The organism is Flavobacterium sp. (genome assembly GCF_035299245.1).
Classification (GTDB): domain Bacteria; phylum Bacteroidota; class Bacteroidia; order Flavobacteriales; family Flavobacteriaceae; genus Flavobacterium.
Genome location: NZ_DATGWY010000022.1, coordinates 96538 through 123098, shown reverse-complemented (window position 1 = coordinate 123098; position 26561 = coordinate 96538). Strand labels below are relative to the sequence as shown.

Annotated in this window: 17 protein-coding genes and 1 riboswitch; of the genes, 13 read left to right on the top strand and 4 right to left on the bottom strand. The window is 37.5% G+C overall.

The window, feature by feature from the left end:
* Positions 1–53: 53 nt before the first annotated feature.
* The 3 genes from VK161_RS14200 to VK161_RS14190 form a co-directional block, all read right to left on the bottom strand.
* Positions 54–3920, bottom strand: a complete 3867-nt coding sequence (locus VK161_RS14200) for a PA domain-containing protein (protein WP_324215456.1) — start codon at positions 3918–3920, stop codon at positions 54–56.
* A 256-nt stretch (positions 3921–4176) separates the two neighbouring features.
* Positions 4177–4791 (bottom strand): deoxynucleoside kinase, encoded by a 615-nt coding sequence (locus tag VK161_RS14195; RefSeq protein ID WP_324215455.1) that lies wholly within the window; start codon positions 4789–4791, stop codon positions 4177–4179.
* The gene (locus VK161_RS14190; RefSeq protein ID WP_324215454.1) at positions 4791–5582 is read right to left on the bottom strand and encodes a hypothetical protein; all 792 of its coding nucleotides are present in this window, start codon (positions 5580–5582) and stop codon (positions 4791–4793) included. The genes VK161_RS14195 and VK161_RS14190 overlap by 1 nt, the downstream gene beginning before the upstream one ends.
* A 127-nt stretch (positions 5583–5709) precedes the next feature.
* On the opposite strand from VK161_RS14190, the gene VK161_RS14185 reads away from it, so the two are divergent.
* From VK161_RS14185 to VK161_RS14175, 3 genes are all read left to right on the top strand, one after another.
* Positions 5710–6618, top strand: coding sequence for a GLPGLI family protein (locus tag VK161_RS14185; RefSeq protein ID WP_324215453.1), 909 nt, complete (start codon positions 5710–5712; stop codon positions 6616–6618).
* Positions 6619–6657: 39 nt separating this feature from the next.
* Positions 6658–9417 (top strand): carboxypeptidase-like regulatory domain-containing protein, encoded by a 2760-nt coding sequence (locus tag VK161_RS14180; RefSeq protein ID WP_324215452.1) that lies wholly within the window; start codon positions 6658–6660, stop codon positions 9415–9417.
* 231 nt (positions 9418–9648) lie between these two features.
* Positions 9649–11889: a hypothetical protein gene (locus VK161_RS14175; protein WP_324215451.1), complete on the top strand. Its 2241-nt coding sequence runs from the start codon at positions 9649–9651 to the stop codon at positions 11887–11889.
* 72 nt (positions 11890–11961) lie between these two features.
* On the opposite strand, the gene metK is transcribed toward VK161_RS14175, so the two are convergent.
* The gene (gene metK, locus VK161_RS14170) at positions 11962–13212 is read right to left on the bottom strand and encodes a methionine adenosyltransferase (RefSeq protein ID WP_324215450.1); all 1251 of its coding nucleotides are present in this window, start codon (positions 13210–13212) and stop codon (positions 11962–11964) included.
* A gap of 757 nt (positions 13213–13969) precedes the next feature.
* Between metK and VK161_RS14165 the strand changes: the two genes are divergently transcribed.
* From VK161_RS14165 to VK161_RS14120, 10 genes are all read left to right on the top strand, one after another.
* Entirely contained in the window at positions 13970–15262 is a 1293-nt protein-coding gene (locus VK161_RS14165; protein WP_324215449.1) for an O-acetylhomoserine aminocarboxypropyltransferase/cysteine synthase family protein, read from the top strand.
* Positions 15263–15264: 2 nt separating this feature from the next.
* Complete coding sequence (locus VK161_RS14160) at positions 15265–15723, top strand: OsmC family protein (RefSeq protein WP_324215448.1); 459 nt, start codon at positions 15265–15267, stop codon at positions 15721–15723.
* A 111-nt stretch (positions 15724–15834) separates the two neighbouring features.
* Positions 15835–16830: an alpha/beta fold hydrolase gene (locus tag VK161_RS14155; RefSeq protein WP_324215447.1), complete on the top strand. Its 996-nt coding sequence runs from the start codon at positions 15835–15837 to the stop codon at positions 16828–16830.
* Positions 16817–17917 carry an aspartate kinase gene (locus VK161_RS14150; RefSeq protein WP_324215446.1) on the top strand — a complete coding sequence of 367 codons (1101 nt, stop codon included), beginning with the start codon at positions 16817–16819 and terminating at the stop codon, positions 17915–17917. Before VK161_RS14155 ends, VK161_RS14150 begins: the two co-directional genes overlap by 14 nt.
* A gap of 54 nt (positions 17918–17971) precedes the next feature.
* Positions 17972–19180 (top strand): sterol desaturase family protein, encoded by a 1209-nt coding sequence (locus tag VK161_RS14145; protein ID WP_324215445.1) that lies wholly within the window; start codon positions 17972–17974, stop codon positions 19178–19180.
* Between the two features lie 109 nt (positions 19181–19289).
* A riboswitch (SAM riboswitch) is annotated at positions 19290–19397 on the top strand.
* A 279-nt stretch (positions 19398–19676) separates the two neighbouring features.
* Entirely contained in the window at positions 19677–20663 is a 987-nt protein-coding gene (locus VK161_RS14140) for a homocysteine S-methyltransferase family protein (RefSeq protein WP_324215444.1), read from the top strand.
* Between the two features lie 56 nt (positions 20664–20719).
* Positions 20720–21229, top strand: a complete 510-nt coding sequence (locus tag VK161_RS14135) for a hypothetical protein (RefSeq protein WP_324215443.1) — start codon at positions 20720–20722, stop codon at positions 21227–21229.
* A 30-nt stretch (positions 21230–21259) separates the two neighbouring features.
* Complete coding sequence (gene metH, locus VK161_RS14130) at positions 21260–23938, top strand: methionine synthase (RefSeq protein ID WP_324215442.1); 2679 nt, start codon at positions 21260–21262, stop codon at positions 23936–23938.
* A gap of 79 nt (positions 23939–24017) precedes the next feature.
* On the top strand, positions 24018–24974 hold the full coding sequence (gene metF, locus VK161_RS14125) for a methylenetetrahydrofolate reductase [NAD(P)H] (protein ID WP_324215441.1): 957 nt from the start codon (positions 24018–24020) through the stop codon (positions 24972–24974).
* A gap of 496 nt (positions 24975–25470) precedes the next feature.
* Entirely contained in the window at positions 25471–26559 is a 1089-nt protein-coding gene (locus VK161_RS14120; protein ID WP_324215440.1) for an acyloxyacyl hydrolase, read from the top strand.
* Positions 26560–26561: the final 2 nt, after the last annotated feature.

Here is a 26561-nt window from a genome sequence, read left to right as displayed (position 1 = left end):
AAACGAAAAAGGTTGCCATTTCTGACAACCTTTTGTTTTTATTTAATTAGAAATTAGTCTTTCTTAATTACTTTAACCACTTTCTCTTTTCCTTCAGAAATTACTTTTACAAAATAAGTTGCTTCTGCCAATCCAGATAAATCAATCTGAACTTCTGTTGAATTGGTCTTTTTAGTCATAAGTTTTTGACCTAAAAGATTCGTTACACTTACTTCAGAAATCATATGTGAATAGGAAATGTTCAAAATAGATGAAGTTGGGTTTGGAGAATAAGCGAAGTTAATATCGTCAAACTCATCATTGCCTAATGTTACATTCACAGTAACTGCAAATGGAGTACTTGGACAAGTACCAACAACATTTACAGCGTAATAAGTTGCACCATTAGTAAGAACTGTAGTGTTTGGTAAAGCATTAACTCCAGCTTGAGCATCGGCTAACGAACCATACCATATAACAGATGTTGGGCTTACCACAATATCTTCAAGTGTTGCGTCACCAGCTGTTGGGGCAGTAATGGTTTGTACCGCATCTCCTGTTGGTTCTGGTGTGCTTTGAACAGTAATAGTCATAGTAGTAGTGCCTAAACATTGACCTGCAACTGGTGTTGGAGTAAATGTATAAGTAGTTGTGGTTGTATTGTCTAACGCTGGCGACCAAGTTCCCGCGATTCCATTTGTTGAAGTTGTTGGTAATGGTGATAATGTACCACCAGAACAAATAGCAGCTACTTGATCAAATGTCGGAATGGTTAAAGGTGTAACAGGAACTGTTACTGTTACAGTAGACGAACAACCAGTTAAATTATTTGTTACAGTTACCGTAAAGTCGGTATCAGCATTTAAAACTCCTGTGTTTGTTGTTTGAGTTGTATCACCATTACCCCATAAATAACTTACAGGTGGGGCAGGGTTTAGAGTTACATTCACTTCGTTTGCAGTCATAGAAGCAATAAGAGCTTGACCATCAGCCAAAGTAATTCCGTAAACAGGGATAGTTACACCAGGAGCAGTTCCACCCGGAATAATTGCTCCAGCAACATTGTTGTAAATAATTACTCCAATTGCACCTGCATCCTGAGCGTTTTGTGCTTTAACAGCAAATGCACAAGTACCGCGTTGGATAAGAGCAATTTTACCTGCAAATAAACCAGCCGCAAATGGCGCGCATCCATTACTAGGTGCTAATGCTAAAACTCCTGATAAAGGAGAAGTTACTGGAGTACCAAAAAGTGCAGCATTCATGTTGAATGTTTGTGAACCATTAGAAATGGTTGGGGTTGCGTTGGTTACATTAGCAGTTAATACAGTGCTAGAGCCAGCACATACTGGGAATGGGTTAGCGGTAAAAGCAACTGTTGGAAGAGGATTTACTACAATTGTCATTGTAGTTGTAGTCGCACATTGACCTGCATCTGGTGTAAATGTATAGGTAGTTGTAACAGTAGCATCAAGAGCAGGAGACCAAGTTCCAGTTACTCCGTTGTTTGATGTTGTTGGTAATGGAGCTAATGTTCCACCAACACAAATTGGTGCAACTTGTGTAAAAGTTGGAGGAGCAGGAGTGTTTACAATTACATCAAAACTACAAGTTGAAGTACAACCAGTTGATCCGTTTGTAGTAGAATAAGTCACAGTAGTGGTTCCAACTGGGAAAACACTTCCAGAAGGTAATCCGCTTACCAATGTAGCTGAGCCAGGTTGAAGAATGTCGGCATCTAGAATAAGATGTAGATTAGGGAATCCTACAGCAGCATAATCTGTAGGTTCAGTAACTCCACAATCAACGGCTTTGATATAGGAAGCTCCTGATTGTCCATCACCATTAGCACCTGGTAAAAATGCATTACCAGCATCAGAAAGTACACTGTACGATACTACTAATTTAGAACCACCGGGCACCGTCAAATTGCCCATACTTACATTATAAGACACAGGGCTTGTTGAAGCATTAGCTAGAACCGAACTCAATCCTATTTGCGTTAGATTAGCATTTGTCAATGGCCCTGATAAAGTGTAAGCTCTTACGTCTACCATACGATCATTTTGACTAGATTGAACCGTAAATTTGATAGAGTTTAATGTTACATCACTAGTATAGCCTAAAGCTGCTAAATCATAAACTCTATAAAAGGCATTATCACCACCAGGATTACAAGCAACACTTGAAGCAAGATTAGGAACATTGCTGGTGCTTTGTGTTAAAGTTACTACGGTTTGTGCATCAGTAGTCACTGTATAATTAACTGTTTCACCTTCACAAGCAGTAATGTTGCCAGGGCAAGTAATAGTTGGTAGAGGGTTTACTGTAATTACTAATGTAGCTGTTGTTGCGCATTGACCTGAATCGGGAGTAAATGTATAAGTTGTCGTAGCTGTATTGTTCAATGCGGGTGACCAAGTTCCTGTAATTCCTTCGTCTGAAGTGGTAGGAAGTGGTGATAAGGTATCTCCATTACAGATTGGACCGACAGCAGGGAAACTAGGTACAACTGATGGTGTTACAGTAAACTCAGCTAAAGATCTACATGACTCTCCAGGGAATTGTGCCCAAAAAGGTGTGGTTCCAACGGTATTAGTGTCAGTTAAACCACTGCCAGGCACTCCAACTGGGTTAAACGGAGAACCAGTTCCGATAGGTGTTCCACCAGTAGAAGATGTATACCATTCTACACCAGCAACTGTTGTTGTTGGAGTAGTAGAGGTAATTGTGTAGGGTCCAGCTTCAGAATTAGCAAATCCAGAAAATACAAGTACATACGATGTGCCTCCAACTAATGTAGCAGTGATGGTTGATTGAGCGCCGCAGACGTCATCACTTGATTCGATTAGTGTATTTCCTGCACAAGCTCCAGCCGGATTAAAAGGTGCTTGATACAATGACAAGAAAGTGTCAAAAGTAGCTCCACCACAAGTACTGAATACATAGTCGCCCGATACAGGCGCGGTAAATGTATGTGAAGTATATTGAACTGCATTACCAACGCCAGAATTAGTACATGTTCCACCTTGATTCATCGCTGTAGGACGATTATAAGTTGGTCCACCTGTATTGTCTCCTGAATAATTAGGAAGAGGTGTTGGAGGTGTGCCTCCACCTAAATTTGAAGTTAATCCACCAGAAACTGCTAAACCTTCACATACAGAATAATTACCTGTAACCGGTGCAGTTTGAACAGTTAGGCTTAATGATGCATTTGGGCCTGTAGCCAATGATAAGTTTTTGATAGTTGGCCATTTGAATGGAGCAACTGTATTGGCACACGTAATAGTTACACTTGTGATTGGCGTAGTTGAAGTATATCCAAAAAACTCAGTATCTGTTGTTACGTTTCTGGCATCAACAAAACCCGTTGAATAAGTAACCGTAATGTCTCCTGCTGTTACAGCATCAGCAATATCTGTTGCGTAAATATTGGCAGCAAATCCATAAACTCCAGGTCCTAGTGTAATTGTTAAAGCGTCAGTGGCAGTATTTGTTCCAACAAAAGTTCCAGTTGTATACATACCATTCGGAGCACTCATAGAAACTGCAGTTCCACCTACTGTTAAATTAATAGGATTTGTGTTGGGTATACCGCCCAAACTGTTGGTAGCAATCGTGGTGTTGTGAGCCGTTACATTGTTCAGATAGGCTGTTTGGCTGTTGTACCCTTGAGTAATACCATTGGACGTATACGTACCAGAAGAAGAGTACGTTACTCCGTTTGTTGGCCAAGTGTACGGCCCGCATGAACTTACAACTTCAGCAGGAACACCTGCAGCACGAGCTGCAAAAACATGTGATACATTTTTACCCTGAACTTTTCTAGCGCTTTGGGTAGATTTAAGTTTCGTTTGTGCATAATTTGTAAGATGCACAGTAAACATCAACAAGAGTGCTAAGACGACTTGCTTGTTTAATACGTAATTTTTTTTCATAAAGTGTGTGTTAAAAATTGGTTTAAAATTCAAATTTTTTGTTAAAATTAACTAAATTTTTTTATAGAATACAAACAAAATGTATAAAAGAATTTATTTGCTGTATAAGTTGCTTAAAATACCACTTAATACTCTACACAAATTTAGATTTTCTCAACTTCTACATCCACGTAGTTTTACGTGATTTTTGTAAGAAGACAAAAAAATACCCAACTTAACAAGTTGAGTATTCAAGAGTCTGAAAATCAGATTGTTCTTAAAAAAGACCGTTGATTTCCGCGTCAATTCGATTGATGATCATTCCTAAATCTTCTGGGTTGTTGACAAAATCAATGTCATCAACGTCTATAATTAATAATTTTCCTTTGTCATAAGTGGTAATCCACGCTTCGTATCGTTCGTTCAAGCGGCTCAAATAATCAATGGAAATGGTATTCTCATAATCCCTTCCACGCATGTGAATTTGCTTCACTAAATTCGGAATCGAGCTTCTCAAATAAATTAATAAATCAGGAGCTTCTACCAAACTTTCCATCAATTCAAAGAGGGATGAATAATTCTCAAAATCACGATTGGTCATCAATCCCATCGCATGTAAATTGGGAGCAAAAATATGAGCATCTTCATAAATGGTTCGATCTTGAATAATTTTTTTACCACTTTCTCGAATTTGCAACACTTGTCTGAAACGACTGTTCAAAAAGTAAATTTGTAAGTTGAACGACCAGCGTTCCATCTGATGGTAAAAATCATCCAAATACGGATTGTCTACAACGTCTTCAAAATGAGGTTCCCATTTAAAATGTTTGGCTAGAAAACGAGTCAAAGTGGTTTTTCCGGCACCAATATTCCCTGCTACTGCTATATGCATTATGGTAAAGTGATTTTATAATTCGTAATTCCTTTGTCGGTAAAAATAGATAAAATTTGGTCTTTGTAATAGATTTTTTTGAACGATTTCTCAACAATTTCAATTTGGTAGACTGTGTTTAGTTTAACATCTTTAATGTAAACCAAGTTGTTGTTGGTGAATAGCGTTTTATTGATGTCCAAAAGTTGAATTTGCTTTCCAGTTTCAATTTTTCCATTAGAAAATACCCTTCCAAAAATAGTACAAGTATTCCATTGCCCGTCTTTATTAATCCAATGAAAATAATTAAAATCCGTTTGGTAATAGCTAAATTCATCCTTAATCGGAACTCCCAAATTCTGATAGTTGGCATTGGTTAAATCGTATAAACCTATTTGCTGATTCAATGAATTGAATATCCAAAGTTTATTTTGTCCAGAAATTCCAATTGCAGCAGCAACTATTGGGATAGGAAGATTGGAAAAGTCAATGCGTTGTATTTCATTCATCTGATTGTCTAGTACTACAGCCGAATTAAAATCTTTGTAAAAAACAATTACTTTCAAAGGATTGACAATGTCTACTTTGGTGATTTTCCCTAAAGAAAGGTTTTGATACTGTAAAATTGTTGCTTCAACCTTTTTGTAAATTACATTATTCTGAATGTAAAAACAATTTCCGAAGCCATCAAAACCAACAAAATCATCAGCAATTAAGTCGGTTTCGCTCACTTTCTGAGCTTTGATTTTTTGTCCCTGAACGCTGTTGAAGTTACAAGTGAAAATAAGAAATATAAAAAACAGATTTTTCATAGAGGTGCTAATTTACATTAAACCAATTAAATTCTGAATAACTATGTAAATTATTTTAACAAAAGATTGGTAACAAAACCCAAACGCTTTCGTCATATTTGTTATGCTTTATCTAAAAACAAAAATCATGAAAAAATTAGTTCTTACTCTGTCTTTTTTATTAGTTGCGGTTATTTCAAACGCTCAAAGAGACTTTCAAGGTGTTGCAATTTATGAGTCAAAAACCAGTACAGCCGATTTTAAAGCACGATTTGAAGGCAACAAAGATATTACGCCCGAAATGCAAAAAATGATAGAGGAACGAATGAAAAAAATGTTCGAAAAAACCTTTATTCTCAATTTTGATAAGTCAGCTTCCATTTATAAAGAAGAAGAAAAATTAGAAACTCCAGGGCAACAAGGTGGCGGAATGCGCATGATGACGTCTTTTATGGGCGGAGGCGGAACTTTCTATAAGAATGTGAAGGAAAAAATGTACACCGTTGATAAAGAATTTATGGGGAAAGAATTTCTCGTAAAAGATTCTCTTAAAGTATACAATTGGAAAATGGAAGGCGAAACTAAAGTAATTGGTGGTTACACTTGCTACAAAGCCACAGCTGTTGTGCCGGCAAGTAAAACGGATTTTCGTAATTTCAGGATGAAAAACGATAAGAAAACAGATGAAGCCAAAAAAGAAGAGCCAAAATCAGAAGACGGTAAAGAAAAGAAAACGAACTTTTTTGACGAAGTAGACATGCCCAAAGAAATTACCATTACGGCATGGTATGCGCCAGAAATTCCTATCAATCAAGGTCCAGAAGGCTATTGGGGTTTGCCTGGTTTGATTCTGGAAGTAAACGATGGGAAAACAATTACTTTGTGTTCTAAAATTGTTTTGAATGCCAAAGAAAAAGCCGATATCAAAGCGCCCAACAATGGTAAAGAAGTTACCCAAACCGAATACGACGAAATTGTAACCAAAAAAATGGAAGAAATGATGGAAATGAACCAAGGTCAAGGCAGAGGCGGAATGCAAATAAGAATGTCGCGATAATTAAATTTTTTCCCTATCAACTTTAATTATCACTACCCAATGAACAAAATCCTTTCCCTTTTTCTATTCTTTTCTACCATCACGTTCTCACAAACCATTCGCTACGAAGGTAGCGTGGTTGACGATACCAAAACTCCTCTCGAAATGGCCAATGTGATGGCGGTAAATCAAGCCAACAAAGCCGTCGACGCCTACGCAATTACTAATGATAAAGGGAAATTTGTATTGAATTTGAAAGTTAATTCAACGTACATCATCAAATTCAGTTACCTCGGAATGAAAAATAAGGAAGTAACGGTAACTACAAAATCCGAAAACATTACCGAAAATATCGTCATGGAAGCAGGCGGAATTCAACTCGATGATGTTGAAATTGTACGCGAAATGCCCGTTTCCATCAAAGGCGATACCATTGTCTACAATGCCGATTCATTCAAAAACGGAACCGAACGCAAACTCGAAGATGTGCTCAAAAAATTGCCTGGAGTTGAGGTCAATGCCGATGGTGAAGTAGAAGTAGAAGGTAAAAAAGTAACCAAATTAATGGTTGAAGGAAAAGATTTCTTTGATGGCGATACTAAACTCGGCGTTAAAAACATTCCTGCTGATGCCATTGATAAAGTACAAGTACTTCGCAATTACAATGAAAATTCGATTTTAAAAGGTGTTGAAAACAACCAAGACAATTTGGCAATGAACATCAAACTCAAATCGGGAAAGAAAAACTTCTGGTTTGGGGATGCTACAGCCGGAATTGGAGTTGGACACACCGATGAACGCTACATCATCAACCCAAAACTGTTTTATTACAGTCCGAAATACAGCATTAACCTAATTTCAAATTTCAATAATATAGGCGAATTACCACTGACCATCAATGATTATTTTAAATTTACGGGTGGTTTTAGAAGCATGATGGCCAAAGGTGGTTCTAGCTTCAATGTGGCTACCAACGATTTAGGAATCGCACTGCTGCGTAACAATCGCGCAAAAGAAATCGAAACGCAATTTGGAGCCACTAATTTTTCTTATAATCCTACAAAATCATGGTCGTTGAGTGGTTTCGGAATCCTTTCTACCTCGATAACCGATTTAGAAACGGTTTCTTCGGTCAACTTTTTGCGACCCAATTCGGGCGAAGTTTCCTCTACCGAAAACCGTCAAGACATCGCACATCAAAAAAGCAATTTAGGCTTGTTCAAACTGAGTTCGACTTACAAACCGAACTCTAATTTTCAACTTGATTACGACATACTAACCAAATATTCGAAACAAGACGAAAACAATTCACTCTTGCGCCAAAGTATTGATAACTCTGGAACAACGACCGAAAACATTACTACTTTCAAAGACCAAAACCCAATTTCGGTCAACCAAAATTTAAGTTTCTACAACACCATCAACGACAAAAATATTCTAGCCTTCGAAATGCAGCATTTGTACCAAGAAGAAGATCCGTTCTACAATGCCAATTTAGAAACCGATCCGTTTGTGATACCCGGAATCCTTCCCGGCGCGCCAGCCATTCTCAATGTATTAGGTTATGATTTTGAAGAACAACGCACCAATTTGAATCAGAATCGTTTCGTACAAACCAATAAACTCGATGCCAAACTCGATTATTATTACGTGCTTGGTCCAAAAAGCAACATCAATGTCACGCTCGGAAATACGTATTCGTACCAAAATTTCGACTCGAGTATTTTCCAGATTTTAGACAACGGAAACGTAAATAATCTTTCTCAATCCCAAAACACTAACGATGTCAATTACATTTTCAACGACGCGTTTTTAGGGTTGCATTACAAAATTCTTTCTGGCAAATTTACGTTAACTCCAGGTGTGAGTTTCCATAATTATTCAATGAATAATGAGCAATTGGGAAGTAATTTTAAACAAAATTTCAACCGAGTTTTACCCGATTTCTTCGCCTTGTACCAAATCAAAAAATCAGAATCGCTAACGTACAATTTTGCGCTCACCAATAATTTTACCGACATCAGTAAACTAGCCGAAGGTTATGTACTCAATGGGTACAGCAGTTTGTCACGTGGTTACCGCGAACTCGAAAATTCCATTGCTCAAACCCATACGTTGCGCTACTTCAAATACAATATGTTCAATTTTGAGAATATTTATGCTAACTTATCTTACCTCAGAACCGTTGATGCAGTCAAATCACGTGCTACCATTTTAGGTGTTAATCAGTCGTCAGTTCCCTTCAATTCTCCTTTTGCTGACGAATCCATTAGCGGAATGGGCGGTTACGGTCGTTCGTTTCTAAAACGCTACAAAGCCTCAGCCAATGTGCGTTTGAACTGGGCCAAATTCAACAACATTCAAGTCAATCCAGTAAACAATTCTGAGATTTTAATTACCAATGAAAGTTTTACGCAAAGTTATACGTTCAAAGCATCAACCAATTACAAAAACTGGCCCAACCTCGAAATTGGTTACGAATACTCCATCAACGATTATCCGAACTCCAAATTCATCAACGAAAAACCCTTTGCACGTTTGGATTATTACTTCCTGAAAAGCTTCTCGTTCGTGTCAGAATACGAATACAATCACTACTACAACAGTGATAAATCGTCCGACAACGAATACGATTTTCTCTCTGCAAGTCTCATCTACCAAAAAACCAAAGACAGCAAGTGGGAATACAAAATTTCGGCAACCAATTTACTCAACACAACGTCTTTGAACGACGATAGTTTCGGGCAATTTTCAACGCGTACGTCGCAATACAATGTACAACCGCGTTACATCATTTTTAGTTTTAAATATAATTTGTAGCCATTCCAGCTCTACACTCCAATCGCAGTACAAAAACAAGGTTTTTCTACACCCAAAAGTAGCTTCTTGCAGTCGCTCTTTTGGGTGTGAAAAATCAACTGTTTTTTGTACTACGGATTTCCGTTTCGATCTGGGCTAGTAAGTATAAAAATAAAATATTGTGATTCAAATTTCGTTACGGTAGTAAAAATAATAGTAACTTTAGGGTTCAAATTTTTACTGACAATCCTAATGAAAAAAGCCTTTTTATTGTTGAGTATGTTCGTAACATACTCCATCTTCGCGCAACAAAACCAACCCGAACCCGGAACTTATACCTCAAACAGTAAGGCGGGTCAAGATGTAAAATTGGTCATCGATGAGAATAACCAATTTCACATTACTCTTTTAACGGGTAAACTTGAACAACAAAACGATTCCATTTACCTCAGAACGCAATACGATAACGAGTCGTTGTTTCAAGTTGAATTTGTTACTTCAACAACCAAACCCAAAAGCATAAAAATGGACTTTGGGAAAAACAGCTATTATAACTTGTATGATATGCATCTTGGAGTTCAAAAAATTAACGATTCCAGTCCAGAATATAAAGCAGTTAGCGAGTATTTAGGCATAAAAGAAGAAGCCTACGAATACATAGAAGACGACGAACAAAATTTTTCTTTTGAAATCGAACCTGTTGCATTCATTTACCTCGTAAATGAAAGTTATAATGGTGCCACAATTGAAAAATTTGAGGTGCCAAATGGAGTTTCAGAGATTAAAGTACTTAAAAGAAATGATCTTTTTTCCAAACTCAATTTAAGAGGAAAATACGATGCCAATACCAAGAAATTTACCGTTAGTGAAGGTAGAACGCCCATTGTTTTTGTCAAAGAAGAAGCGAAAGGAACACCCGTAAATTACGTTCGCCCATTAGAAGCGCTACAAAAAAAGATGTGGACGTATCCAGGAAAAGAAGAACGATATATTGGTGTTGATACAGCTGTTGTTGCATACGATTACGACAATCAAAAACCACCTTATGTTTTTAAATTAAAAACCGAGAAATCATTCAACGAATCACTCAAAATAGCACAATCATCACCCGATAAAATTTTGGTTGTTTTTTATGATACCAATATAAACGCCTCTAAAGCTTTTGAAAAATACATTCAGAGGTACGAAATCCAGGTTCAGTCATACATGTACGATCAATATGATCCTAAATTAGATAGATTCAATTTCTATCTGGCAACCGAAAGTGATAAAAATACATTAAAAAAAATGGGAATTACGGATGATGAAACAGTAGTTTTTATTAATTCAGACGGAACAAAAATTCACCATTGTAAAGGAAGCACAAAGTCTTATGATTTTAATTATTACAAGTTGTCCAGCTATTACAAAAGGTTAATCACAATCAATACTAAAGCACAGTTAGATAAAATTATAGCCGATAAAAAAGCAACTGTTCCTCAAATTGAGAAGGCGCTTTTAGAGGTTGTAAACAATGAAAGAATATATACTGATTGGGAAGATATGCCGCCACCAACAGTAGAACCTGCTGCGGTTGAATATGAAAAATACACTGTTGTTACTGATTCTGTTGCAGTTGCCGATTACTCTGAAGAGTTGCCCGAAATTAAGAATGCATATCAATTAAAATCATCACACGAAGCAATTGATCTCAAATACAAACAACTTTTGGATTTTTATTTGAAAGAGAAAAATCTCAACGAGAATATTCTTAAAATAATTGTATCTGAATTATCGTACGACGCTGGTTTTACATCTAAATTATTCAATAAATACAATCAAGCGGCAAAGCCAACTGATTTTCTGTCAATGGATTACTTGTTTCAATTTTACAATCAAATTGCTGCCTTGAAAACGGAAGATTATTATTTAGAAAACCCTCAATTGGTCATTAATACAGTCAGTGGCATTCTAGATCGACCTTCAAATGACTTTCAAAAAGAAAAAATAAAAGAGTATTACAATAAATTACTGCAAGCGTCCAATCAAAATCCAAAAGTAATTAGAAGTATTGTTAATTCTTTTTTACAATCAAAAAACAAAACCGAATTAGTGTCGGCTTACGATAATTATTTCAAATCATTTGTAAAACCAAACTCAAGTTTAATAGAAGTGTTAGATGCTAACTATGAGCTTGAAAACGCATCTGATTGGGATTTGTATAAAGGTGAATTTTCTAGTCTGGCCAACGAAGTAGCTTGGTTTATTGTTGAAAATAGCCAAGACAAAAGCGAAATTCAAAAAGCCATTCAGTGGAGTGAAATGAGTCTGAAATTAAAAACAAATGATCCTTACTATCTCGATACTTTAGCACAATTGTATTACAAAAATGGTGAGAAAGAAAAAGGAATTCTGTTCGAACAAAAAGCCATTGAATCAGCTAAAATAGTCGATGATACACTAATTGATACTTACGAAACGGTTCTCGAAAAAATGAAAAACGGAAGCTATTAACAAACAAAAAACCCGACTAAATCAGTCGGGTTTTTCTTTGCGAACTTCGCGTATAACTTTGCGTCTTTGCGGTTAAATGTTGAATGCCGCTTTAACTTGATTTACAAAATCTAATTTTTCCCAAGTAAACAACTCAACGGTTACGGTTTTGGTGTTTCCTCCCGGAGCAGAAAAAGTTTTAGTTACTGTTTCTGGCGTTCTTCCCATGTGTCCGTAAGCAGCCGTTTCGCTGTAAATAGGGTTTCTCAATTTCAAACGTTGCTCAATAAAGTAAGGTCTCATATCAAAGATAGTTTCCACTACTTTGCTGATTTCACCGTCAGTCATGTTTACTTTAGAAGTTCCATACGTGTTTACGTTAATCGAAGTTGGTTTTGCCACTCCAATCGCATATGAAACTTGAACTAAAACTTCGTCACACAAACCAGCAGCTACTAAATTTTTAGCAATATGACGAGTTGCATACGCAGCTGAACGGTCTACTTTTGATGGGTCTTTTCCAGAAAAAGCACCACCACCATGAGCTCCTTTTCCACCGTACGTATCAACAATGATTTTTCTTCCTGTTAATCCAGTATCACCGTGTGGTCCGCCAATTACGAATTTTCCAGTTGGGTTGATGTGGTAGGTGATGTCGTCGTTAAACAAATGAGCGTATTGTGGGTATTTTGCTTGAACACGTGGAATCAAAATTGAAATCAAATCCGATTTAATTTTAGCCAACATTTCAGCTTCTGAAGCGAAATCATCGTGTTGTGTTGAGATTACAATCGCATCAATACGTTGCGGTTTGTTATCGTCAGAATATTCCAAAGTTACTTGCGATTTAGCATCCGGACGCAAGTAAGTAATTTCATTATTTTCTCTACGGATAGCAGCCAATTCAATTAATAAAGCATGAGCCAAATCCAACGCCAATGGCATGTAGTTTTCGGTTTCGTTAGTTGCATAACCAAACATCATACCTTGGTCACCTGCACCTTGCTCTTCTTTGCTAGCTCTGTCAACACCTTGATTGATGTCGGCAGACTGCTCGTGAATAGCCGATAAAACACCACACGAATTCGCCTCAAACATGTACTCACTTTTGGTGTATCCAATTTTCTTAATTACATCTCTTGCAATTTGTTGAACGTCTAAATAAGTATCTGATTTTACTTCACCAGCCAAGATAACTTGTCCAGTGGTAACCAACGTTTCGCAAGCTACTTTTGATTCAGCATCAAATGCCAAAAAGTTATCGATTAACGCATCAGAAATTTGATCCGCTACTTTGTCTGGATGTCCTTCACTTACCGACTCCGATGTAAATAAATAAGCCATAATATAATTTAATTTTTTTGCCGAATAGGTTCAGCAATCGTTAATTAGTTTCTATTTCGAAAAAGAAGAAATGAATGGTGCAGAATAAGAAAAGCTAAAGGAGAGTTGCTGCTTTAGCATTTTTTTATGAGGTTGCAATCAGTTCAAATTTTTCCTCTCAATTTCGGGTGCAAATGTATAAAGACTATTTCGAATACAAAAAACAATTTTACTTTTTTTATTTTTTTAACGTCATTTTAAAAAATCTAAATACGTAGTATTTAAATATATAATCCAAATTTTTAAATGTTAAAGTTTTGGATTTTGTTTGGTCAATTCAAAATTTGTTCTGAAGTTTGCCTCAACAAAAAAACAGAAAAATGAAATTTACTATGTGCATTATGTGTTGTATGATGTGGAAGCTTCCGCAGAGGACATGTATTGCATAATTTTAAATTTTTAAAATATATCAATCGAACCTCTGCAACCCGCAGAGGTTTTTTTATTTCAAACCAATTCTCAATTAAAAACAAATTAAAAAAAATGAACGCAGCAAGAACAAATACAATGAACAACCGTATGATGATGCACATGATGTGTTGTTGTATCGCTATACCTTGTTGCCAAAAGCGAAAGACTTAAATAGTTTTCCATAACTAGTTGTTAAAGTCCTTTTGGTAAGCCATCCAAAAGGACTTTTTTTTTGATCCTGTCTTACAATCTTACAGTCATAAAATCTTACAATCTAACATTCTAATAATCTTAAATCTTAAAAATCATGAGCACACAAAAATTTGCAACCAACGCACTTCACGCAGGACACGATGTAACCAAAAACGCCGGAACCAGAGCAGTTCCCATTTATCAAACCACATCGTACGTTTTTAATAATTCCGATCACGCCGCCAATTTGTTTGGTTTGACCGAAGCGGGGTTCATTTACACCCGTTTAAACAATCCCACCAACGACATTCTCGAGCAACGTTTAGCCGCACTTGAAGGTGGAATCGGAGCCGTAGTCACAGCATCAGGCACTTCAGCAATTGCAACGGCTTTACTTGTTCTTCTGAAAGCAGGCGATCACATCGTGGCTTCCAATAGTTTGTACGGCGGAACCTATAATTTGCTGAATGTAACTTTACCACGATTGGGAATCACAACTACTTTTGTTGATCCATCGAATCCAGAAAATTTCACTAAAGCAGCACAAGAAAACACCAGAGCCTTTTTTGCCGAAAGTCTCGGAAATCCGAAATTAGATGTACTCGATTTAGAAGCAATTGCTACTGAAGCCAAAGCATTCAAAGTGCCTTTTATCGTAGACAATACAGTGGCAACTCCGTATCTCTTGAATCCAATTCAATACGGCGCTGATATCGTCATTCACTCCTTAACCAAATACATTACCGGAAACGGAACTTCGCTTGGCGGTGTCATCATTGATGCCGGAAAATTCGATTGGAGTAACGGTAAATTTCCCGAATTCACAGAACCATCAGCAGGTTACCACGGATTAAAATACTACGAAGCATTAGGTGCAGCATCATTCATTGCTAAAGTTCGAATTGAAGGTTTACGCGATTTTGGGGCTGCTTTGAGTCCGTTCAATGCTTTTCAAACCATTCAAGGCTTAGAAACGTTGGAAATCCGAATCAAAAAACACAGTCAAAATGCCTTAGCTCTGGCGCAATGGTTACAACAACAAGACGAAGTAGCTTGGGTGAATTATCCGGGTTTAGAAACTTCAAAATACAAAGAACTTGCCGATAAATACTTGCCTGAAGGAAAAAGTGGCATTGTTACATTTGGGTTAAAAGGCGGATTTGAAGCGGCCAAAAAAGTAGCCGACGGAACGAAATTCTTCTCTTTGTTAGCCAACATCGGAGATACCAAATCACTCATCATTCACCCAGCAAGTACAACGCACCAACAATTGTCCGATGCAGAGCAAGAATCGACAGGTGTAACCAAAGATTTGATTCGACTTTCAGTAGGTTTGGAAGACATCGAAGACTTGAAAGCAGATTTGAAAGAAGTGTTCCAAACCATTAAAACGCCACAATTAATTTAGTCATGAGTACAAAAATTGTAAACGTATTGGGCTACGCAAAAGCCGATAATCAATTTGTGGTCAAAGCACAGAATTTCGACATCAGAATCAGTAAAAACGATCAGTATCCCGAATTAGAAGGTCCGAGTCCGCTCGAATATATTTTAGCGGGTTACGCTGGATGCATCAACGCAGTCGGAAAATTAGTAGCCAAAGAACAAGGAATTGTTTTACAATCGCTTCAAGTTGAATTGTCTGCTTCTCTGAGTTTGGATAAATACCAAGGAAAAATCAGCAATGAAAGAGCAGGATTCCATTCAATTGAAGTGATAGTGAAACCTACTTCTGAAGCCACTTTAGAACAACTAAAAGAATGGTTGTTGGCTGTAGAAAAGCGTTGCCCAGTTCAAGATAATTTGGTCAATCCAACGCCTGTTTCGGTGGTTTTATTCAAAGAATACCAAAGCACAGAGGCTGCGTAAAAACGAATAATGAATTTTTGTTTAGGTTTTTGTTTGTTCAAGACTGTCTTCAATGTTGAGCTTGAAGGCAGTCTTTTCAAAAAGCTCATTCATCCATAAAAAAAAGAAAAGATGGTAACGAAAATAGACCTTTTTAATTTTGATTTAGAACTCGGAAAGCACTTGCAGTATCTTCCGCTGTTCTATCAAATGTTTGGTCAACCCATAGGAAACGCGCCAGTAGTGGTAGTCAACCACGCGCTCACCGGAAATTCAAATGTAGCAGGCGAAAACGGATGGTGGAACGATTTGATAGGTGAAAATAAAATCATCGATACCCACAAGTTTACCGTAATTGCTTTCAATATTCCCGGAAATGGTTTTGATGGAAATCCCGAAAATCTTATCTATAATTACCGCGATTTTACTATCCGAGATGTGGCGCGTATTTTTTGGGAAGGATTATTTTTCCTAAAAATCAACTCGGTTTTTGCTGTAATTGGAGGTAGTTTAGGCGGAGCAATTGCCTGGGAAATGGCCGTTCTTCAGCCTAAAAAAGTGCTAAACTTAATCCCAATTGCCACCGATTGGAAAGCTACTGATTGGGTGATTGCCAACGTACTGATTCAAGATCAAATCCTCAATAGTTCCAAAGATCCGATTGCCAATGCTCGTTTGCATGCCATGTTGTTGTACCGAACGCCGCAATCCATCAATCAGCGATTTCAACGCACTACCATTGGTGATTCATCCGAATTTCAAATCGAAAACTGGTTGCTCAATCACGGAGTCAAACTCAAAAACCGCTTTCGCTTGGCTTCATACAAATTGATGAATCATCTGCTAAAAACCAATGATATTACCCGAAACAGAAATTCGTTTTCAACCATTTTAGAAACGGTAAAAGCCAACATTCACATCGTAGCCGTAAACACCGATTATTTTTTCATTCCCGATGAAAATCGCGAAACCTATCATCAATTACAAACAATCAAAGACACTGTTTTTTACAACGAAATCCAATCCATTCACGGGCACGATGCCTTTTTAATCGAATTCAAACAACTGTCACACATCTTAGAACCTATTTTTAACACACAAAAACAACTGTACTATGTCAACTATTAGAATCAATATCGTGCTTTTTGGCATCGGAAACGTCGGAAGCACACTCATCAATCAAGTCATCGAAAGTCAGAATTTCTTTTTAGAAAGCAAAAACATCGAACTGCGCTTTCCCATCATCACCAATTCGACTTTGGCCTTTTTTGAAAAAGACGGACTCAAAAATCAGTGGGAAGCCAATTTTGCGCAATCGGCCATTCCGTATACTATTGACGATATTATCGAATACGTTCAAGAGCAACAACTCGAAAATCTAATTGCCGTAGATGCGACCGCTAGTGAGGATTTAATTAAAAATTACATTCCGCTCATTCAAAACGGATTTAATATAGTCGCGGCCAACAAAAAAGCCAATACGTTACACACTGATTTCTATAAAGAACTGCGCCGTAATCTTAAAAAATTTGATAAAAGTTTTCTATACGAAACCAATGTAGGTGCAGGTTTGCCAGTAGTAAATACCATCAATGAATTGTATAGTTCTGGCGAGAAAATAACTAAAATCAGGGGCGTTTTTTCGGGTTCTCTGAGTTATATTTTCAACCGATTTTCAACTGAAGACGCCACTTTTTCGAGTATTCTATTGGATGCTGAAAAATTAGGGTTGACCGAACCCGATTCACGCGAGGATTTATCCGGAAACGATGTGGCTCGAAAATTACTCATTTTAGCTCGCGAAATTGGTTTGGAATTGGAATTCTCCGACATCAAAATCAAATCGCTTTTATTGCCTGAACTCAACGAAACAACCTCCAAAGCCAATTATTCAGTCAATAAATCGTTGTTTGACAAGCCGTTTCAAATCGCCAAAATCACTCAAGCCGACGAACATGTATTGCGGTACATCGGTGAACTCGACGTGGCAACGCAACAACTCGAAGTAAAATTGGTTTCCGAACCCAAAAATTCAGCTTTAGGCCAACTCAAAGGTGCCGATAATAGCATCGAAATTTATACGCAATCGTACGGCGAAATTCCAATCGTCATTCAAGGCGCAGGCGCAGGAAGAGCAGTTACGGCTCGTGGAGTGCTGACTGATATACTCAAAATAGCCGAGAAAATAAAAATTAAAGAAGCCGTTTGGTTGTAAGCTCAACAGAACCAATACAGCTTTAATTACAAATACAAGCAAAAACAAAAGCACATGAAATTAGATTATATCGCATTAGCCGTTCCGTTTTTTATCTTTTTTATGCTTTTAGAATATTTTATCAGTGTAAAAAGAAACAAAAAAACGCATCAATTCAATGAAAGTATTGCCAATCTCAACGTCGGAATTGTAGAGCGAATTACTGATTTGCTCACAACAGGTTCCTTCTTTTTTGTGTTCAGTTGGCTGCATCAAAATTTTGCATTATTCCATATAGAAAACAATTGGCTTTCATGGCTCTTGTTGTTTTTGGCTACCGATTTAGTTTGGTATTGGTACCATCGACTAGGCCATGAAGTCAATATTTTTTGGGCAGCACACATTGTTCATCATCAAAGCGAAGATTTCAATTATACAGCAGCGGCGCGAATTACAGTTATTCAGGCTGTAGCACGCGGACTCTTCTGGAGTATTTTACCAATTATTGGTTTTTCGCCCGAAATGATTACTGTTTTATTGCTCATTCACGGAACCTATCCTTTTTTTACGCATACGCAACTCGTGGGGAAATTGGGTTGGCTAGAACATGTAATCGTTACACCAACGCACCACGGAGTCCATCACAGCAGTAATCCAGAATACTTGGATAAAAATTTTGGCGATATGCTCATCATCTGGGATAAATTATTTGGAACATATGCAGAACAAACGGTTCAACCGCAGTATGGATTGACCAAATCACTAGGAAGCCACAGTTTCCTTTGGCAGCATTTTCATTATTTTTTAGAATTGTACGTTGCCGTTCGACAAGCCAAAACATTCCGCCAAAAAATAAAAATACTTTTCGGAAGTCCAAACGACCACGATCCGCGCATTCGAACTTTACTCGAGCGTAAACTATCTCAAAAAAATACCCAAATTGGACTTTCAAAAAATCTTATTAAAGCCATACAGGTAAAAACGGTTACTACCATAACTGTCTTGTTTTTAGCCATTTTGTTTTCACACTATTTCAATTCCTATTTACTTTTTTTAATAACTAGTTTTATACTTTTGAGTGTCATCATCACTGGCGCCATGCTCGAACAAAAACGCTGGATTTTTCATCTTGAATTTGCCCGATTAGTCGTCGTTTGCCTCTTTATCGATGCCACTTTACCGTCATTCAACCCAACAGGTTTTTTGCTTTCAATAGTCACCATCGCCATTTTATTCTACAATTCAATACAGTCCAAATACCAACAATTTTTATTTTCCAACTAACTCAACCCTAAAACCTACAACACTACAACGTTGTAGGTTTTTTATTTTTGCAAACCCTTGCAAAATCCATTTCTATGTCATTACTTTGCACTGTTCATACACATATTGATTGTTATCACGAAAGCTGGAGGGAATAGACCCGATGAAAGCTTAGCAACCCTGCAACTAGTAGAAGGTGCTACATTCTATTCCGATTTTAATCGGAAGCAGATAACCACGAGAATTCTCTCCCACTTTTCACGATAACACACATAATTTAAGAATTGCTTTCTGATTTTTAGAAGCTATTCCTGCTATCCGTTCCTCCCGAAATAATCGGGATCCACTGCTATCAGGGCTAGGGCATCCGATTTTCAGAGCACGATTTTCTTAAAAATGAACTTTTTAGTTGAAATTAAAAAGACTTGCTTGGCGTCTTTGCGTCTTTGCGAGAAAAAAAGAGAAACCTTGCGAACCTTGCGATAACCTCGCGACTTTGCGGTTAAAAATAAACAATATGACCAAAATAGAAAAAGCCATACAAGAACGAATCCTTGTCCTCGACGGAGCCATGGGAACCATGTTACAACGTAATAATTTTTCGGAAGAAGATTTCCGTGGCGAGCGTTTTAAAGATTTTCCTCATCCTTTAAAAGGGAACAACGATTTACTCTCCATCACGCAACCCGAAGCAGTGAAGCAAGTACATCGCTTGTATTTTGAAGCGGGCGCCGATATCGTAGAAACCAATACGTTTTCGGGAACAACTATTGGTATGGCCGATTATCATATGGAAGATTTGGTGTACGAACTCAATTACCAATCAGCCAAAATTGCCCGAGAAGTTGCCGATGAGTTCACCGATCGACCTCGTTTTGTAGCAGGTTCCATTGGGCCAACCAACCGGACAGCAAGCATGTCGCCCGACGTAAACGATCCGGGTTACCGCGCAGTCACTTTTGACGATTTAAAAATCGCCTATAAACAACAAGTAGAAGCCTTAATCGATGGCGGTTGCGATGTGCTTTTAGTAGAAACTATTTTTGACACATTGAATGCCAAAGCTGCTCTTTTTGCCATTGAAGAAGTCAAAGAAGAACGCAATTTAGACATTCCAGTTATGGTTTCAGGAACGATTACCGATGCTTCTGGAAGAACACTTTCAGGGCAAACGGTGGAAGCGTTTTTAATTTCAATTTCCCATATTCCTTTGTTGAGTATTGGATTCAATTGTGCTTTAGGAGCTGATCAATTAAAACCGTATTTGCAACGTTTGGCCATGAATACGCAACTCAACATTTCAGCGCATCCCAATGCTGGTTTGCCGAATGCTTTCGGTCAGTACGATCAAACACCACTTGAAATGCAGGCATTAATCAGAGACTATTTAAAAGATGATTTAATAAATATCATTGGCGGTTGTTGTGGTACCACTCCCGAACACATCAAAGCGATTGCAGAAGTAGCTAAAGACTTTAAGCCAAGAATGGCTCTAGTTGTATGATTGTTCAAATTAATATCCAACCAAAAGTAAGTTGACTTAAATTTTAAAAAACAAGAATGAAAAACTCCATAAAATTAGTAGTATTCATTTTGAGCATTGCCGTTTTTGGTTGCTCATCAACTGAAGATTGTACTAAAACGATTACTATTCCTAGCCAAACCATAATAACTCCATCTGGAAGTTCTTACACTCCTGAGAGCTCTTTGGTTGTTCCTTGCGATTATGTTGTAACGCCAATTCAAGAACAAGTGCCTATTCAAAACTTTTCATATGAAGTATTAAACTTCGAATTTATTCCCGATACAGGTAATAATACAAACCGACTAAAATTTGATATTAAACTCAACAATCTAAATAATTTCGCTATAAATGGTTTTGCACTTATAACCGTTAATGCTGATGGTGTTGTTTCTTCTTCTGGCTTTTTAAACGGAGCAACATCAAGCTGTGGTCAAATAAGTCCTAACTCTAGTTGTATTTTTTCGTACGAGAAAGAAGCTTCTCTCAACTTGGGTCTTGTTCAATCCATTCAATTAGTTGATGTTAAATACTATTTAGCAAATTAGTCCTAATTAAATCTGTACTCAAATAAATATATGTCAGAAACAAAATACTTAAAATTATCGGGTTTAGAACCTTTAATTATAACTCCTGAAACCAACTTTGTCAACGTAGGTGAACGAACCAATGTAACAGGATCTCGTAAATTTCTTCGTTTAATCAAAGAAGAAAAGTACGAAGAAGCGCTTGATATCGCTCGTGCTCAAGTTGAAGGCGGAGCGCAAATCATCGACGTCAACATGGACGAAGGAATGCTAGATGGTGTATACGCCATGACCAAGTTCCTCAATTTAATTGCTGCCGAACCTGATATTGCTCGTGTTCCCGTAATGATTGATAGTTCCAAATGGGAAATCATTGAAGCGGGTTTGAAAGTGGTTCAAGGAAAAGGAGTTGTGAATTCTATTTCCCTCAAAGAAGGAAAAGAAGCTTTTGTGCATCACGCCAAACTTATAAAACGATACGGAGCAGCAGTAATCGTCATGGCTTTTGATGAAGACGGTCAGGCTGATACTTATGAACGACGCATTGAAATTTGTAAAAGAAGTTACGATATTTTGGTGGATGAGGTTCATTTTCCAGCGGAAGACATCATTTTTGACCCGAATATTTTTCCTGTCGCTACCGGAATGGAAGAACACAAACTAAACGCTTTAGATTTCTTCAGAGCAACTAAATGGATTCGTGAAAATCTTCCATACGCTCATGTTTCTGGCGGTGTGAGTAATGTTTCGTTTTCGTTCAGAGGAAACGATAAAGTGCGCGAAGCCATGCATTCGGCCTTTTTGTACCACGCCATTAAAAATGGAATGACGATGGGAATTGTAAACCCAGAAATGCTTGAGATTTACGATGAAATTGACCCAATTTTGCTCGAGCACGTAGAAGATGTTTTATTGAACAGAAGAGACGACGCAACCGAACGATTACTCGATTTGGCGGAGAGTTTTAAAGGCGATTTCAAAACCAATGAAAAAGCGGTTCAAGAATGGCGCAATGGTTCGGTTCAAGAACGATTGACGCATTCTTTAGTCAAAGGAATAGACGAATTCATCGAAATAGACGTAGAAGAAGCCCGACAATTAGCATCCAAACCCATTGAAGTCATCGAAATCTATTTGATGAACGGAATGAACGTAGTAGGCGATTTATTCGGAAGCGGAAAAATGTTTTTGCCACAAGTTGTAAAATCAGCACGTGTAATGAAAAAAGCGGTTGCCTATTTGTTGCCTTACATCGAAGCGCAAAAAGACGGAAAATCATCATCTGCTGGGAAAGTGTTAATGGCCACTGTAAAAGGTGATGTTCACGATATTGGGAAAAACATTGTAGCCGTAGTTTTAGGTTGCAATAATTTCGAAATCATCGATTTAGGGGTGATGGTTCCGCCTGAAAAAATAATAAAAGCAGCCTTAGAACACAATGTAGATATTATTGGTTTAAGCGGTTTGATAACGCCATCGCTCGACGAAATGGTGTATCTAGCCAAAGAATTGGACAAATTAAACATCAAAATTCCAATCATGATTGGCGGTGCAACCACTTCTCGTGCGCACACAGCCGTGAAAATTGCTCCCGAATACAAGGAAACAGTTGTTCACGTCAACGATGCTTCACGCGCCGTAACCGTTGCTAGTAATTTACTTCAAGCAGAAACTAAAGTGTCTTACGCCAAAACCGTTCGTGAAGAATACGACCAATTGCGTGAAGGATATTTGAGTAGAAGTCGTGATAAAAATTACTTGTCAATTGAAGAAGCCCGTAAAAATAAATTGCAACTCAATTGGAATGATTTTGAACCGGTAAAACCCAATTTCATCGGCACCAAAACCGTTGAAGTCGAATTAACAGAATTAGTTGATTTTATCGATTGGACACCATTTTTCAGCTCATGGGAATTGTACGGAAAATATCCCGCTATTTTAACCGATGAAGTGGTAGGCGAACAAGCCACTCATTTGTTTGATGATGCCCAAAAAATGCTGAACCAAATCGTTACCGAAAAATGGTTGACGGCCAAAGGAATCCTCGGAATTTTCCCTGCTAATACAATCAACGACGATGATGTTGAGGTTGTGCAAACCATCAACGATAAACCACAAACCATAAACTTTTTAACCTTACGCCAACAATCGCAAAAAACCGCTGGCGCACCCAATATAGCGTTAGCCGATTTTATTGCGCCCAAAGATTCAGGGAAGCAAGATTATATTGGATGTTTTTGTGTGACTACAGGTTTTGGAGTTGATGAAAAAGCAGCTGAATTCGAAAAGCAACTCGACGATTACAACTCCATTTTGGTCAAAGCATTAGGCGATCGATTAGCGGAAGCATTTGCCGAATATTTGCACCTCAAAGTACGTAAAGAAATTTGGGGATATGCTTCGGAAGAAAGCCTGACCAATCAAGATTTGATCAACGAAGAATATAAAGGAATTCGTCCAGCGCCAGGTTATCCAGCTTGCCCTGATCACTTGGAAAAACCCACCATTTGGAAACTGTTGAATGTAGAGCAGGAAATCGGGGTGAAGTTGACCGAAAGCATGGCCATGTGGCCAGCATCATCGGTTTCAGGCTATTATTTTGCACATCCTGAAAGTAAATATTTTGGTTTAGGAAAAATAAAAGAAGACCAAATCATCGATTACGCCAAACGAAGAGGAATCAGTACAGAAGCAGCCAATAAATGGTTGTCACCGAATAAAGCAGATTAAGATAAGTTTATAGTTTATTGCTTGTGGTTCATAGTTCAGCAACCATAAACAATAAACCAAAAACCATAAACAAACAAAAATGAAAGTAACCCAACACATAGAAAACGCCAACGGAAAACCACTATTTTCTTTTGAAATTTTACCGCCTTTAAAAGGACAAAACATACAGTTTATTTACGACGGAATTGATCCTTTGATGGAATTCAAACCACCATTTATAGATGTAACCTACCATCGTGAAGAATACGAATTTAAAGAATTGCCGAATGGTTTGTTGCAAAAGAAGATTGTAAAAAAACGTCCAGGAACAGTAGGTATTTGTGCCGGAATTCAAAATAAGTACAACGTTGACGCGATTCCACATATTTTGTGTGGCGGATTTACCAAAGAAGATACCGAAAATTTACTGATTGACTTGGATTTTCTCGGAATTGATAATGTAGTAGCACTTCGTGGCGATGCTTTAAAAAACGAAACGTATTTCCGACCGGAACGCGAAGGAAACGAATATGCGACCGACTTAGTGTTGCAAATTAATAATTTGAATAAAGGAATTTATTTGGATGAAGATTTGAAAAACTCAGCCGAAACCAATTTCTGTATCGGAGTGGCAGGTTATCCTGAAAAACACATGGAAGCACCAAGTTTGGACAGCGACATCCATTTCTTAAAACAAAAAATAAAAAACGGCGCCGATTACATCATAACGCAAATGTTTTTTGATAATAAAAGATTCTTCGATTATGTAGCGAAAGTTCGTGCAGCCGGAATCACAGTGCCAATTATTCCAGGCTTAAAACCAATTGCTACCAAAAAACAACTGAATTTGATTCCACATCGTTTCAGTCTCGAATTGCCCGACGATTTAATTATGGAAGTGGTCAAAGCCAAAGACAACGACGCCGTAAAACAAATCGGAATTGAGTGGTGCATTGCCCAAAGTAAAGAGTTAGTTGCTGCCGGAATTCCGGTGCTTCATTACTACTCGATGGGGAAAGCAGAGAATATTAAAGCGATAGCGAAAGAGGTTTTTTAATCTAATAGTCATCAGGAACAACAGTATGCATAAAGTCATATAGTAATGCTGCAGGGATGATTACTATTATAATTCCAATAATAATTGTTCAGATATAATATTTAGGCTTTTTTCTGATTAAGTAGATTATTGAGATTGAATTTAAAAATGCCGCAATTAGTATCCAAATGGTAAAAAATTCAAAAAAGTTTAATTGTGGTGGTTCAATGATTGGTACTGAAAATAGAATAATAATCTCAAAGAGATACATTGTTAAGAAGTTTGCAACCGTATTTTTCACTTTTTTCTCTCAAAAATACTTTTAATTTCACAAAAGACAAAACCCATTTAGCCCTGATGGAAGAGAAAATAAAAAATGCTTTCAGTGTTTGAAAGCATTTTTTATTGAAGCGGACAGCAGGAAAGACGATTACAAGAAAGCCCAAACCATTCGCTCCCAATCCTTTTTATAAATCCTAAAGATATTCTGCTATATTTGTGAACTTAAAAATTTAGGATGAGGAAACTGTACTTACTTTGTTTATTGATTGGTTCTACGATTACAGCACAAGAAAAACCCGAAACCAATGCGGTTGAAGTCTCTGTTTTAGCCGGGAATGTGTTGCCTCACACACCCGATTTGCATCATTTAGCCGGACATCCAGAAGGTGTTTTGGTTACTTTTGCCAAACAAACACACGGAACTAAAGAATGGCATCGCGCCTACAATTACCCCGATTTTGGAGGCTATTTTCTCTACCAAAAGTTCAATAATACGTTTTTAGGCGAAAATTATTCGGTTGGTGCCATGTATAATTTTTACTTCTTGAACCGCAATCTGCAATTCAAACTAAGTCAAGGTGTAGCTTATGCGACCAGTCCGTACGACAAAGAAGACAACAGTAAAAACAAAGCGTTTGGTTCAACTATAGTGGCCAACACCAACATTGGTTTGTTGTACAAAAAAGAAAATATTATTGATAAATTGGGTCTGCAAGCCGGATTCCTTTTCACTCATTATTCCAACGGAAGAACCAAATCGCCCAACAGCGGCGTGAATACGTTGTTGTTTAATGTGGGTGTGAATTACGATTTTGATGGTGAAAAAAGCAAACCTGTTGATACAGTGTATGAAAAAGTAAACTACAAAGAACCGATCAAATACAATTTTGTAGTTCGTGGAGGTGTTAACGAAAGTCCAATCATCAACAGTGGTCAGCATCCGTTCTATCACATTGGGTTTTATGCAGACAAACGCTTGGGTCGAAAAAGTGCCGTTCAATTGGGAACAGAATTATTCTTGACCGAATTTTTCAAAGACTTCATCTACTATCAATCGGTTGCTTATCCTGAAAAAAATATCGATCCCAATACTGATTACAAACGAATTGGAGTATTTGTAGGTCATGAGTTTTTCATCAACCGAATTTCACTCGAAGCGCAAGTAGGTTATTACGTTTACGAACCTTACAAACACGATATTCCCATTTATGATAGAGTAGGAATGAAGTACTATTTTACGCCCAAAATCTTTGGAGGATTTACCATCAAAACCCATTTATTCTTGGCAGAAGCATTGGAATTCGGAATCGGAGTTCGACTTTAATT

Excerpts from the sequence above, each read along its gene's own strand:
- VK161_RS14140 (WP_324215444.1), top strand. The coding sequence starts at position 19,677 with ATGACCAAAATAGAAAAAGCCATACAAGAACGAATCCTTGTCCTCGAC.
- metH (WP_324215442.1), top strand. The coding sequence starts at position 21,260 with ATGTCAGAAACAAAATACTTAAAATTATCGGGTTTAGAACCTTTAATT.
- VK161_RS14160 (WP_324215448.1), top strand. The coding sequence starts at position 15,265 with ATGAGTACAAAAATTGTAAACGTATTGGGCTACGCAAAAGCCGATAAT.
- VK161_RS14200 (WP_324215456.1), bottom strand. The coding sequence starts at position 3,920 with ATGAAAAAAAATTACGTATTAAACAAGCAAGTCGTCTTAGCACTCTTG.
- VK161_RS14180 (WP_324215452.1), top strand. The coding sequence starts at position 6,658 with ATGAACAAAATCCTTTCCCTTTTTCTATTCTTTTCTACCATCACGTTC.
- VK161_RS14145 (WP_324215445.1), top strand. The coding sequence starts at position 17,972 with ATGAAATTAGATTATATCGCATTAGCCGTTCCGTTTTTTATCTTTTTT.
- VK161_RS14150 (WP_324215446.1), top strand. The coding sequence starts at position 16,817 with ATGTCAACTATTAGAATCAATATCGTGCTTTTTGGCATCGGAAACGTC.
- VK161_RS14195 (WP_324215455.1), bottom strand. The coding sequence starts at position 4,791 with ATGCATATAGCAGTAGCAGGGAATATTGGTGCCGGAAAAACCACTTTG.
- VK161_RS14190 (WP_324215454.1), bottom strand. The coding sequence starts at position 5,582 with ATGAAAAATCTGTTTTTTATATTTCTTATTTTCACTTGTAACTTCAAC.
- VK161_RS14165 (WP_324215449.1), top strand. The coding sequence starts at position 13,970 with ATGAGCACACAAAAATTTGCAACCAACGCACTTCACGCAGGACACGAT.
- VK161_RS14155 (WP_324215447.1), top strand. The coding sequence starts at position 15,835 with ATGGTAACGAAAATAGACCTTTTTAATTTTGATTTAGAACTCGGAAAG.
- VK161_RS14135 (WP_324215443.1), top strand. The coding sequence starts at position 20,720 with ATGAAAAACTCCATAAAATTAGTAGTATTCATTTTGAGCATTGCCGTT.
- VK161_RS14120 (WP_324215440.1), top strand. The coding sequence starts at position 25,471 with ATGAGGAAACTGTACTTACTTTGTTTATTGATTGGTTCTACGATTACA.
- metF (WP_324215441.1), top strand. The coding sequence starts at position 24,018 with ATGAAAGTAACCCAACACATAGAAAACGCCAACGGAAAACCACTATTT.
- metK (WP_324215450.1), bottom strand. The coding sequence starts at position 13,212 with ATGGCTTATTTATTTACATCGGAGTCGGTAAGTGAAGGACATCCAGAC.
- VK161_RS14185 (WP_324215453.1), top strand. The coding sequence starts at position 5,710 with ATGAAAAAATTAGTTCTTACTCTGTCTTTTTTATTAGTTGCGGTTATT.
- VK161_RS14175 (WP_324215451.1), top strand. The coding sequence starts at position 9,649 with ATGAAAAAAGCCTTTTTATTGTTGAGTATGTTCGTAACATACTCCATC.